We start from the raw sequence: 12,279 nt of genomic DNA, 5'->3' as shown, positions 1-12,279 counted from the left end.
TTTTGCCTTTTCAGTCGAATCGGATATTGGCGTGGAATTACGAAGAGTTTAAGAGGCTTTCGTGTTTCTTCAGTCGGTAAGTGAAATTTTTTTGCTTCTTTTGCCATGAGGGTCTGTCGCGAAGCATTTTACAGTATTTTAGCGGCTAAATTTTAGGCGGTTCTAGAGCTGCCATGTGATGTTGCGGCCACGGTCGAAGCAAATTATTGATTTGCACCTATTTTTGTGGTACACCAACGATACTGATCCACAGCGTGGCATTTGTGTGCCCAAAAACACCACGAAAGCAACACCTCTTTTGCACGCGGTTTCCGTGACATATCGAGCGTTTACGTTATCGAACCCCGTAAGACGGGTAGGTGTTTTTTTGCGTGCACGGCTGGACCAGTGCGGAGTCACCTGACGGTTCCCCCGTCTCATCAGGGCCTGACCGACCCAACCCCGGCATCCCCGGGTATGTAACAGGGAGTTTTTAGAACGAATGACGACCCAGCAGAAGAAATCTCCAGCACATCACGGCTTTAAAACCGGTGAAGCGATTGTGTATCCCGCTCATGGTGTCGGTACCATTTCTGCCATCGAGGAACAAGAAGTCGCCGGCATGAAGCTTGAGCTTTTTGTCATCGATTTCGAAAAAGACAAGATGCGTCTTAAGGTTCCCGTCGCCAAAGCCGTCAGCATCGGCATGCGCAAGCTTTCCGAAGGCGATTTTGTCGAGCGGGCGCTGAAAGTGGTGCAGGGCAAGGCGCGTGTGAAGCGGACCATGTGGTCGCGCCGCGCGCAGGAATATGATGCAAAGATCAATTCCGGCGATCTCATCGCGATTGCGGAAGTTGTACGCGATCTCTACCGCGCTGAAAACCAGCCGGAGCAGTCCTATTCCGAGCGTCAGCTTTACGAAGCTGCTCTCGACCGCATGGCGCGCGAAATCGCCGCCGTCAACAAGATGTCCGAAACCGAGGCTGTCCGCCTGGTGGAAGTCAACCTTGCCAAGGGCCCCAAGCGTGGCAAGACCGTTGAAGAGGACGATTCTCAGGACGAAGCCGCTTAATCACGGCCTTTTCCTTCTAAAAAAACCCGCCTTGATGGCGGGTTTTTTGTTGCTTGCGTGGCTGCATGCACATCACAGGATACGGATTTTCGTTCCCTTGCGCATATGGGGCAGGATGCGCCTGATGTCGCGGGGGTGGAGGGCAACGCAGCCCGCGGTCGGCTCGTATCCCGGCCGGATCATATGCATGAAGATCGCCGAGCCGCGGTTGCGGCTTCTCGAGGTGATATTCCAGTCCAACACGAGACAGATGTCATAGAGGCTATCCTTGCGCATCATTTCTTCATGGCTTGGCGTGAAGGGTGCCTTGACCAGCCTGTTGTAATTGGGATTGCGGGGCTCGTCGCACCACAGCATGGACTTTGACGTCCGTTGCATCGGCAATGCCGTTGCGGTCGCGGACATGCGATCGCCACGATAAAATCCGTGCAGCAGGCGGGTGATGGAAATCGGTGATTTCCCGTCTCCCTCGCGTTTCAGCATGGTGCGGCCATTACGCCCGATGGCGGCGGGAAAGGTGAGATGCCCAAGTTGGACGATCGCCCGGCTGATTTTCATGGGAGCCGGCCGAACCATGAGCGTCGATACGCGTTTACGTTGTTCTGGGGGAGGTTTGCTCATGTTTTTCACGAGATTTTGCTTTGCAGGTTATTTAACGTGAAGTCATAGCACTTCATCATGTGATGGCAATGGGTTGACCTTTTACCGGCAAATCGCTGAATTGGCTGACGATTAAAGTAAGAAAGGCTGAGAATCCGAATGACGGCTCGCACTATCCTTCTGGTGGACGATGACGACGATCTTCGGGAGACGCTGACCGAGCAATTATCTCCCTATGAGGAATTCTCGCTGTTGAGCGGCGCAAACGCCGCGCAGGCGATGCAGACTGCCAAAACCGCCCAGGTCGATCTCTTGATCATGGATGTAGGCCTTCCTGATATGGACGGCCGCGAAGCGGTGAAGCTGTTGCGCAAGGGCGGCTTCAAGGCACCGATCATCATGCTCACCGGGCACGACACCGATTCCGATACGATTCTGGGGCTGGAAGCAGGCGCAAACGACTACGTGACGAAGCCGTTCCGCTTCGCCGTGCTTCTTGCGCGCATCCGGGCGCAACTGCGCCAGTATGAACAGAGTGAGGACGCGGTTTTCACCGTCGGTCCTTATCAGTTCAAGCCCAGCCAGAAGCTGCTGACGACCGAAGACGGCAAGAAAATCCGTCTCACGGAAAAGGAAGCGGCGATCATCCGTTATCTCTACCGTGCCGGCAGCGCGGTGGTAACGCGCGATGTTCTGCTGGAAGAGGTCTGGGGTTACAATTCCGGTGTGACGACGCATACGCTCGAAACGCATGTCTATCGTTTGCGCCAGAAGATTGAACGGGATCCTTCCAACGCCGAAATCCTGGTGACCGAGAACGGTGGTTACAAGATCGTTCCCTGAGATCGGGCTCGTTCATCGCCGCAAAACTCACGCCGCGCCTCCTGAAAAGATGCGCGGCGTTTCAACGTCTTGTATTTTGACGACCGATATTGGAAAACCGCTATAGTAATGCAGGCGGCTTTCCGGAGTAGTGATCGACATGGCCTTGACGGACGATATCATTCTGCTGGGGCAAGTGCCGTTATTTGCGGGATTCAGCGACGATCAGTTGCGGCTTATCGCCTTCGGTGCGGAACGCCGCCGTGTATCGGCCGGGCAGACATTGTTCCGGGAACATTCGCCGGCTGAATGCGCCTTTGCCGTGACATCGGGTCATTTCGAACTGTTCACGGCTGGTAGAGATGGCAAACCCCTGTTGCAGGCAACGCCCGGCAAGGGTGCGCTGCTTTCGGAGCTCGCGCTTTTCACCCTCTGTGAAAGAAAGTTCACCGCCATTGCCGTGGAAGACTCCGAAGTCATCCGGATAACGCGCATCCTCTTTCACCGGCTGGTGGAGGAGTTTCCTGAGGTTGCCGATATCGTGTCGGCGCGTATTCGCGACAATATTGCGGCGCTGGCGGCGGGTGCAGCCCGTTTGCAGAACCGCTTCGTCTGAAGCCGGCTCTAGCGTTCAGAAGCGGAAATGAGCCGTGACGGGGACGTGGTCCGATGGCCGGTTCCAGCCGCGGGCTTCACGCAATATCTCGATTTTTTCAAGCGAGGAACCGAGGTCCTGTGAGGACCAGATATGGTCGAGACGGCGGCCGCGGTTAGCGGCTTCCCAATCCTTGGCGCGGTAGCTCCACCACGTATAGATCTTTTCCGTCTCCGGCACGTTCAGGCGCATCAGATCGAGCCAGTTGCCCTTCTTCATGATATCCAGCATGCCTTCGGTTTCGACGGGTGTATGGCTGACAATCTTCAGAAGCTGCTTATGTGACCACACGTCATTTTCGAGCGGTGCGATGTTGAGATCGCCGACGAGAATGGAGGAGGTCCCGGGCACGCCATCGGCGCGCAGTGCCTTCATTTCCTCGATGAAATCGAGCTTGTGGCCGAATTTCGGATTGATCGACCGATCCGGCTCGTCGCCGCCAGCCGGAACGTAGAAATTATGCAGCCGCACGCGGCGCGATCCGACCTGGAAAATCGCGGAAATATGCCTGGCATCGCCGATGCCGCAATAATCCTGCCTGTGGTCTTCGGTCAGCGGGATTTTCGAAGCGATCGCCACACCATGATAGCCTTTCTGACCATGGATGATGACGTGCTCGTAACCGAGCGCTTTCAGCGGTTTCATCGGAAACTCGCCATTCGGGCATTTCGTTTCCTGCAGGCAGAGAATGTCGGGTTTATAACGCACCAGAAACTGCTCGACGATCGGCATTCTGAGCCTGACCGAGTTGATGTTCCAGGTGGTTATCGAAAACGACATACATGGGCTCCGTTTCTATCGCCTTGAGGTAGAGCCTCAAGGTATGGTTTCGGGGCGCAGGCTTATAACATCGCGATGAAAACGGGAATGTGTTTTAGCGGCAAAATAAAAAAGGCGACCTGAGAGCCGCCTTTCGAAGAGCTTGTGTGGGCAAACAGCGTCAGCCGCGCTTGCGTACTTCCTCATAATTAATGTTGAAGACCCGTTCATCGAGGTTCACGCCGGTCTGGACGTTGAAGATCATGACTGTCGTGTCCTTGTTCTGGGCGTCGGTGGTCGTCCATTGCCTCAGATCGAAGGTTTTCGGATCGAACATCAGGGTAATGGTCGAATCGCCGAACACGCTCTTGTCGCCGAGGACAATGGTGGTCAGGTCGGATTCTTCCTTCACATCCCGGACCTTCTGGTTGCCGAGATCGATCTTGTCGGAGAGAAGCAGGCTGAGCGGGGTCTTCGAAAGCGGATAGAGATCCCATGTCTTCAGCTTCATGTTGCCGATGACGACATTCTTGCCATCGGAGATGACGCGCATGGGCGAGGGGTCTTCGTAATTGAAGCGAAGCTTGCCGGGCCGTTCAATGTAGAACTTGCCGCCGGTCTGTTCCCCGCGCGGGCCGAACTGCACGAATTCGCCCATCATGGTTTTGACCGAAGAGAAGTGATTGGCGATTTTCTGCGCGGTTGCGCCATTGCCGGCTGCTTGGGCAAATGCGTTAAGCGGCGACAGGCCGGCGATCACCGCAGCCATGGAAAATGCCGTCAGCACCCCACGCCGCGTCACGCCATTTTGCGCAGTGCTTGCATTGGCCGTTTCGCCGGTGGTCAGATCGTTCATTCTGTTCTCCTTCATCGCAGCGATTGTCCGCATAAAAGGCGGCGGCTTCATGACGTGAAAGCGTGTAATAACGCTTCGCAGCCCCGCTTGGTTGCGGATTTATCGCTCGATGATGTCTGCTTCTGTCGGTACGAGAATTTCGCGTTTTCCGGCATGGTTGGCGGGGCCGATAATGCCCTCCTGCTCCATGCGCTCGATTAGCGATGCGGCGCGGTTGTAACCGATGCCGAGACGGCGCTGCACATAGGAAGTGGAGGCTTTTCCATCGCGAAGAACGACGGCCACGGCCTGATCGTAGGGGTCTTCGGAATCGGAGAAGTTGCCAGCGCCAGCCGGACCGCTGCCAGCGCCGTCTTCGTCTTCTTCTTCGGTGATCGCTTCCAGATATTCCGGCGACCCTTGCGTCTTCAGATAGGCGACGATTTCTTCGACTTCATTGTCGGAGACGAAGGGACCGTGCACGCGCTGGATGCGTCCGCCGCCCGCCATATAGAGCATGTCGCCCATGCCGAGCAGCTGTTCAGCGCCCTGCTCGCCAAGAATCGTGCGGCTGTCGATCTTCGAGGTGACCTGGAACGAGATACGGGTCGGGAAGTTCGCCTTGATCGTACCGGTGATGACGTCGACGGACGGGCGCTGGGTGGCCATGATGACGTGGATGCCGGCGGCACGCGCCATCTGCGCCAGGCGCTGCACCGCGCCCTCGATGTCCTTGCCGGCCACCATCATCAGGTCGGCCATTTCGTCGATGATGACGACGATATAGGGCAGGGGCTTCAGATCGAATTCTTCCGTCTCGTACATCGCTTCGCCGGTCTGACGGTCGAAGCCGGTCTGCACCGTGCGGGTGAGGATTTCGCCCTTGTCCAGCGCCTGCTGCACACGGCTGTTGAAGCCGTCAATGTTGCGCACGCCGATCTTTGACATCTTCTTGTAGCGCTCTTCCATCTCCCGCACCGTCCATTTCAGGGCCACAACGGCCTTTTTCGGATCGGTGACAACGGGGGAAAGCAGATGCGGAATGCCGTCATAGATCGACAGTTCCAGCATTTTCGGGTCGATCATGATCAGGCGGCACTGTTCCGGCGACATGCGGTAAATAAGCGACAGGATCATCGTGTTGATGGCGACGGACTTGCCCGAACCCGTGGTGCCGGCGACGAGAAGATGCGGCATCTTGGCGAGATCGGCGATCACAGGTTCGCCACCGATGGTCTTGCCGAGCGCCATGGCGAGCTTGGCCTTGCTGTTTTCGAAATCACGGCTGCCGACCAGTTCTCGCAGGAACACGGTCTCACGCGTCTGGTTCGGCAGTTCGATGCCGATGGCATTGCGGCCGGGAACTACGGCGACGCGGGCGGCGATCGCGCTCATGGAGCGGGCAATATCGTCTGCAAGGCCGATGACGCGTGAAGACTTGATGCCGGGCGCGGGCTCCAGTTCGTAAAGTGTCACCACCGGGCCGGGGCGGACGTGGATGATCTCACCCTTGACGCCGAAATCCTCGAGGACGCCTTCCAGAAGACGAGCATTCTGTTCGAGCACTTCTTCGCTGAGCGTGTTGTCGCGCACGACATTCTTCGGTTCGGCCAGAAGATGGACGGTGGGCAGCTGAAAACCATCGGCGGCGATGAAAGAAGCCTGGGCCTCTCTTGCCACGCGCTCGCTTGGCTTGGGACGGGCGGAAGGCGCGGTTATTCTGGGCTGTCCACGTCCCGGGGCTTGCCGGGCAGTGAATTTATCGTCGGATTCGTCGTCAGAAAGAATGCCGTTCGGCAGCCGGCGTCCGTCCGCGTCGAAAGGCGGCTCGTCATCCGTGTCGTTGTCATGATCGAGCGCAATGGAGGGAGGCGACATTTGCCGGCGCGATGCGGCGCGTTCTTCGAAAGACGGTTCCGAGCGCTGGTCGAGACGATTGATCGCCGTCTTCAGGCGAGAGGGTTCGTTCAGGGTACCGAATTCATATTCGTTGAAATCATAGGGATGTTCGAATTCGGTGTGCAGCGATTTCGACTTCAGGCCGAACAGGCGGCGCAAGCGCGCCTGGGTGATGTACCAGTAATGCGCAATAGCGCCAAAGGCGAGCATGTTGGCGAAGAAGCCTTCGCCATCGTCCTCATCATCCTCTTCGGCTTCACGGGCAGCGCGGGCCTTGCTGGTGGCGACGGGCACAGCTTCCTCCCGCTCCAGCTCGTCGTCCAGACCGCCGACGATACCGGCGGCAAACAGCATGAGCCAGGCAGCGGGCGCCGCGAATATGACGCCGAGCACTGTGGCGATGGTGCCGGTGGGGTAAGCGCCGATGAAAAGTGCCGGGAAGCGCAGGATCATGTCACCAATGACGCCGCCGATGCCATTTGGAAGGGGCCATGTGACGGGTGCCGGAAAACAGCCGAGCGAGGCGGCGCAGACGATGGCGCCGGCAACCCATGCGACGAGACGGGCGGGTATGCGATTGAACTTGCGTCCGGCGATAAGCGCGATCGCCCAGGCGATGATGGGCAGGAATGCAATGATTGCGGAAAGACCGAGGAACTGCATGACGATATCGGCAAAGATCGCGCCGCTGTAACCCAGAAGATTGGTGGGCTGGTTCCCCGTGGCATAAGAGAGGCTCGGATCAGCGACATTCCATGTGGCGAGCGCGGCAATGCCGAGCGCAATCGTCGCCAAAAGAGCAAAACCGGCGAGAGCCATGATCTGACGCACGAAAAACGCCGTCAACACGAAGCGCGTGTGACGACCATCGAATGTCGGAGAATGCATTCTGCCCATGTCCCTGAACCCGTTGTTTTGTGGTTTCGGCAAGATCCGGCAGGGTAACCTGATCCCGGATTGACAGGGAAAACTAACCGCTCGCTGGTTAATGTCGTGTTAACCATGCGACTTTTTGAGGCCGAGCGCGGATTTGCGGCAAAGAAAAAGGCCCGCCGGAGCGGGCCTTCTTGCGGGAGAGGGGATGGAGAACCCCTTTTCCCTGATATCAGGAGTGGTAAGCGGCTTCGCCGTGGGTCGCGAGGTCGAGACCTTCGCGTTCGGCTTCGACCGGGACCCGAAGACCAACGATCACGTCGACGATCTTGTAGAGGATAGCCGAAACGACCGCGCACCAGACGATGGTGATGGCGACGGCAACGAACTGCGTCCAGAGCTGCGAGGAGATGGAGAAGTCGGCCTTGCCGGTGCCGCCAAGCAGCGGCGAGGTGAAGATGCCGGTGCCAAGGGCGCCGATGATGCCACCGATGCCGTGGACGCCGAAGACGTCGGCAGTATCATCATAACCGAACTTGTTCTTCACCACGGAGACGAAGAAGTAGCAGATCGGCGAAACGATGAGACCGAGAACGATCGCACCCATCGGGCCGACGGAGCCGGCAGCAGGCGTGACGGCAACGAGACCGGCGATCATGCCCGAAGCAGCACCCAGCATGGAGGCCTTGCCGCGGGTGAAGCTTTCAACCAGCGACCAGGAGACGATGGCTGCAGCGGTTGCGAGGAAGGTGTTCATGGTTGCGAGAACCGCACCGCCCGATGCCTCGAGGTTGGAGCCGGCGTTGAAGCCGAACCAGCCGAACCACAGCATGGCGGCGCCAACCAGCGTCAGCGTCATGGAGTGGGGAGCCATCATGTCCTTGCCGAAGCCGGTGCGCTTGCCAACCATGATCGCGCCGATCAGGCCAGCGATACCGGCATTGATGTGAACGACGGTGCCGCCGGCGAAGTCGAGGGCGCCCATGCCGAAGATCAGGCCGTTCGCGTCCCAGACCATGTGCGCGATCGGGAAGTAGACGAAGGTGGCCCACAGGATGGTGAAGAGGATGACAGCGGAGAACTTCACGCGTTCTGCAAAAGCACCGATGATCAGCGCCGGCGTGATGGCCGCAAAGGTCATCTGAAACGCGATGAAGGTGTATTCGTAGATCACGACACCCTGCGAGAAGGTGGCAGACGTGCTGTCAAGCGAAACGCCCGACAGGAACAGCTTGCCGAAGCCGCCGAAATAAGGACCGGTGCCGCCGCCGAAGGCGAAGGAGTAACCGTAGATGACCCACACCAGCATCATGACTGCGCCGATGACCGTGCACTGCATGAGAACGGAGAGCATGTTCTTGGTGCGGACCAGACCGCCGTAAAACAGCGCCAGACCAGGAATGATCATGAACAGCACGAGGATCGTTGCGATATACATGAAGGCGGTATCGGCTTTTTCCGGAACAGGAGCCGCTGCCGCTACTGCTGGCGCTGCATCCTGGGCAAAGGCGATGGCCGGGGCCATCAGGGCCGTTGCTGCGGCGCCCAGCTTGCCGAGCGTCAAAAACTTGTTGAGTTGCATAGTTGGAAAACTCCCCTGTCAGCCGTGCTTAAAGCGCTTCTGTGTTGGTTTCGCCGGTACGGATGCGCACGGCCTGTTCGATAGAGTAGACAAAGATCTTGCCGTCACCGATCTGCCCGGTCTTTGCCGCAGACGCGATCGCCTCGACGGCCTTGTCGACGACGTCGGATGGAACTGCGATCTCGATCTTCAGCTTGGGAAGGAAGCTCACCGCGTATTCCGTGCCGCGATAAATCTCGGTATGCCCCTTCTGACGTCCGTAACCCTTCACCTCGGTCACGGTCAGGCCCTGGATGCCGACGCCGGTGAGTGCTTCGCGCACCTCATCCAGCTTGAACGGCTTGATAATGGCCATCACAATTTTCATCTGGTTTCCCATCCTTTGTTTGTCCTCGGCATGGAGCCGACTCTCCTTGCCGCTGGCAGATCAGTAACAGCGACTGCGGACATACATTCAAAGGGCGTGCCAGTTTTGGTACAGGGGCGTAATTTATTGAAATATAAAGATTATATGACGGGCGTCTGAAAAAGGGGCATTTGTCGCCCAAAAAAGCGTCTATAAAATGTGCGATTTTTTAAAAAAGCGTATTATTTAATCATTTGCCCTTTTGCGGATCAAACCCTCCTGCGCAACGGAGGCGACGAGTTCACCCTGCCTGGTGAAAATATTGCCACGGGTGAGCCCCCGTGCGCCGGACGCGCTGGGGCTGTCCTGGGTGTAGAGCAGCCAGTCATCCAGCCGGCAGGGGCGGTGGAACCACATGGCGTGGTCGAGACTCGCCACCTGAATGGATGGATCGAAGATCGTCGTTCCATGGGCATAAAGCGAGGTGTCGAGCAGCGTCATGTCCGAGAGGTAGGCGAGAATGGCCGATTGCAGACGCGGATCAGCAGGCACCTCGCCGACGGCGCGAACCCAGATATCCTGCTGCGGCTCCAGCTTTTCCTTCGAGATGTAATGGGTCAGCGAAACCGGCCTTATCTCGATCGGCCGCTTGTTGCTCCAGTATTTACGGATCGATGCGGGCGCCTTGGCGAGGAAGGCCGCCTGCATCTGCTCCTCGCTCATCAGTTTTTCAGGCGGCGTCACATCAGGCATCTTGATCTGATGGTCGAAGCCGTCCTCGAAGATCTGAAATGACGCCGACATGGAAAAAATCGCCTTGCCGTGCTGGATGGCGACCACGCGGCGGGTGCAGAAGCTTGCGCCGTCGCGGATGCGCTCCACCTGGTAGACGATAGGCACCAGCGGATCGCCGGGGCGCATGAAATAAGCATGCAGCGAATGCACGAAACGGTCGTCATCCACGGTTCTTTGCGCGGCAATCAGGGCCTGTGCGATGACCTGGCCGCCAAAAACCCGCTGCCAGCCGATCTGCGGGCTTTCGCCCCGATAGAGGTTCTCTTCCAGCTTCTCGAGATCGAGCGTGGCAATGAGATTGACCATCGGGTCTGACGTTTGCGAAGGATGCGACATTTTTTCGGCCTGCTCCGGCTGTAGGAAGACGTCACATGGTCTATAGTGTGCCGATGATGTGTGCACAAGATTTGAGGAGAAGCGCGATGCTCGACGTGGTAGTTGCAGGTGGCGGATATGTGGGTCTTTCCGCTGCTGTTGCGATCAAGCAGGCGGCTCCGCACCTCAATGTACAGGTGATTGAAGCTGCTCCTGAGGATGTCTGGAAAAAGGATGTCCGGGCTTCCGCCGTCATTGCGGCGGCCACGCGCATGCTCGATGTTTTCGGCATATGGAACGAGATCGAGCCTGAGGCGCAGCCGATCCACAAGATGGTCGTCACCGATTCGAAGACCGCTGATCCCGTCCGCCCTGTCTTTCTGACCTTTGACGGCGCTGTGGAGGAGGGCAGGCCTTTTGCCCATATGGTGCCCAATGTTGCGATGGTGAGTGCACTGCGTGGCCTTTGCGAGCGTATTGGCATTAAAATCCGCCATGGTATCAGTGTTTCCGGTTTTACTGCGGGGCCGCAATCGACAGCGATCACCCTTTCCGACGGTACATCGCTGGAAGCGCGGTTGCTCATTGCCTGCGACGGTGTTCGCTCGGCTCTGCGGGATATGGCCGGTATCAAGACGGTGCATTGGGCCTATGACCAGTCCGGTATCGTCACGACCGTCGAGCACGAACGGCCGCATGAGGGCTGCGCGGAAGAGCATTTCCTGCCCTCCGGCCCCTTTGCCGTCCTGCCGTTGAAGGGAAACCGCTCCTCGCTTGTCTGGACCGAGCGCACGGCTGATGCCGACAGGCTGGTCGCCTCCGACGATCTTGTCTTCGACGAAGAGCTGGAGCGCCGGTTCGGCCACAAGCTCGGGCCCGTCAGTCCGGTCGGTCCACGACGTGCCTTTCCGCTGGGCCTGACGCTGGCGCGCTCATTCGTCGCGCCGCGTTTCGCGCTTGCAGGTGACGCGGCGCACGGCATTCATCCGATTTCCGGACAGGGCCTCAATCTCGGCTTCAAGGATGTAGCGGCGCTTGCCGAAACCGTGGTCGAGGCCGCCCGTCTCGGCCTCGATATTGGCTCTCTCAACGTTCTCGAGCGGTATCAGTCCTGGCGGCGTTTCGACACGTTGCGGATGGGTGTGACGACGGATGTGCTGAACCGGCTTTTCTCCAACGATGTCGGCCCCATCCGCGTCATGCGCGATTTCGGTCTGGGAGTGGTCGATCGGTTGCCGGGTCTCAAGTCCTATTTCATCGGTCAGGCCGCCGGTACGACGGATGCGAATGCGCCGCGCCTTCTTGCCGGCGAGGCGCTTTGACTGGGACCCTTCGCTAAGGGTGAATAGCGCCACCCGCAATTGTCGCTTGACAGGCCACTACGGTATTTTCCGGGAATGGAAAGCTGAATCCGGGCAAGGACTTACCCGGATTCACAATCTGGTATGGGGCATCAATTTTCCAACCAGATATTGCGGAGAACAAAAACGGAATCAGGGCGAGTCAGCGATTCGTATTCGATTCGTTCGCAGACTGTTCCGCAGCCGAATCGATTCCATCTTCGCCGGATTCTTTTTGAACCATCAAGTCGCTGAATCTGAACGGAAAATTCACCAGAGAAGCCCTCCTCCGCTACTTTGCGGATGAGGGCTATTGCCTTTGTCGGCGCGCATTGCCATGTGTGGTGCGTGCGGCCCGCATCCGGTGATGCCGGGCGGCACGGCAAGCAGATGAAGTCGATTCGCGG

General features: G+C 57.9%; 11 protein-coding genes. 4 read left to right on the top strand and 7 right to left on the bottom strand.

Annotated features, from left to right (window positions below; all coding sequences use genetic code 11):
- Window positions 1-481 precede the first annotated feature (481 nt).
- Entirely contained in the window at window positions 482-1,051 is a 570-nt protein-coding gene (locus tag GSF67_RS13005) for a CarD family transcriptional regulator (RefSeq protein WP_003505223.1), read from the top strand.
- Between the two features lie 72 nt (window positions 1,052-1,123).
- On the opposite strand, the gene GSF67_RS13000 is transcribed toward GSF67_RS13005, so the two are convergent.
- Window positions 1,124-1,627 (bottom strand): L,D-transpeptidase, encoded by a 504-nt coding sequence (locus GSF67_RS13000; RefSeq protein ID WP_128821962.1) that lies wholly within the window; start codon window positions 1,625-1,627, stop codon window positions 1,124-1,126.
- A gap of 183 nt (window positions 1,628-1,810) precedes the next feature.
- Between GSF67_RS13000 and GSF67_RS12995 the strand changes: the two genes are divergently transcribed.
- Window positions 1,811-2,494: a response regulator transcription factor gene (locus tag GSF67_RS12995; RefSeq protein WP_003492637.1), complete on the top strand. Its 684-nt coding sequence runs from the start codon at window positions 1,811-1,813 to the stop codon at window positions 2,492-2,494.
- A 139-nt stretch (window positions 2,495-2,633) separates the two neighbouring features.
- Complete coding sequence (locus tag GSF67_RS12990; RefSeq protein ID WP_006310945.1) at window positions 2,634-3,089, top strand: cyclic nucleotide-binding domain-containing protein; 456 nt, start codon at window positions 2,634-2,636, stop codon at window positions 3,087-3,089.
- A 15-nt stretch (window positions 3,090-3,104) separates the two neighbouring features.
- On the opposite strand, the gene GSF67_RS12985 is transcribed toward GSF67_RS12990, so the two are convergent.
- The 6 genes from GSF67_RS12985 to tesB form a co-directional block, all read right to left on the bottom strand.
- Window positions 3,105-3,908, bottom strand: coding sequence for an exodeoxyribonuclease III (locus GSF67_RS12985; RefSeq protein ID WP_006310943.1), 804 nt, complete (start codon window positions 3,906-3,908; stop codon window positions 3,105-3,107).
- Between the two features lie 160 nt (window positions 3,909-4,068).
- A complete protein-coding gene (locus tag GSF67_RS12980) occupies window positions 4,069-4,794 on the bottom strand; it encodes an outer membrane lipoprotein carrier protein LolA (protein ID WP_006310942.1) in 726 nt (241 codons plus the stop codon).
- 48 nt (window positions 4,795-4,842) lie between these two features.
- The gene (locus GSF67_RS12975) at window positions 4,843-7,509 is read right to left on the bottom strand and encodes a DNA translocase FtsK (protein WP_035214732.1); all 2,667 of its coding nucleotides are present in this window, start codon (window positions 7,507-7,509) and stop codon (window positions 4,843-4,845) included.
- Window positions 7,510-7,726: 217 nt separating this feature from the next.
- Window positions 7,727-9,076, bottom strand: a complete 1,350-nt coding sequence (locus GSF67_RS12970; protein WP_006310939.1) for an ammonium transporter — start codon at window positions 9,074-9,076, stop codon at window positions 7,727-7,729.
- Window positions 9,077-9,104: 28 nt separating this feature from the next.
- Window positions 9,105-9,455 carry a P-II family nitrogen regulator gene (locus GSF67_RS12965; RefSeq protein ID WP_004444057.1) on the bottom strand — a complete coding sequence of 117 codons (351 nt, stop codon included), beginning with the start codon at window positions 9,453-9,455 and terminating at the stop codon, window positions 9,105-9,107.
- A gap of 213 nt (window positions 9,456-9,668) precedes the next feature.
- Window positions 9,669-10,553 carry an acyl-CoA thioesterase II gene (gene tesB / locus GSF67_RS12960; RefSeq protein WP_006310938.1) on the bottom strand — a complete coding sequence of 295 codons (885 nt, stop codon included), beginning with the start codon at window positions 10,551-10,553 and terminating at the stop codon, window positions 9,669-9,671.
- On the opposite strand from tesB, the gene GSF67_RS12955 reads away from it, so the two are divergent.
- The gene (locus GSF67_RS12955; RefSeq protein ID WP_371814444.1) at window positions 10,529-11,854 is read left to right on the top strand and encodes a ubiquinone biosynthesis hydroxylase; all 1,326 of its coding nucleotides are present in this window, start codon (window positions 10,529-10,531) and stop codon (window positions 11,852-11,854) included. The genes tesB and GSF67_RS12955 overlap by 25 nt on opposite strands.
- The last annotated feature ends 425 nt before the right edge of the window (window positions 11,855-12,279 follow it).

The sequence above is a fragment of the Agrobacterium sp. CGMCC 11546 genome, from assembly GCF_013365515.1.
Lineage (GTDB): Bacteria > Pseudomonadota > Alphaproteobacteria > Rhizobiales > Rhizobiaceae > Agrobacterium > Agrobacterium fabrum.
The sequence above is the reverse complement of the archived record's forward strand: the minus strand, read 5'-3'. Positions and strand labels throughout refer to the sequence as shown.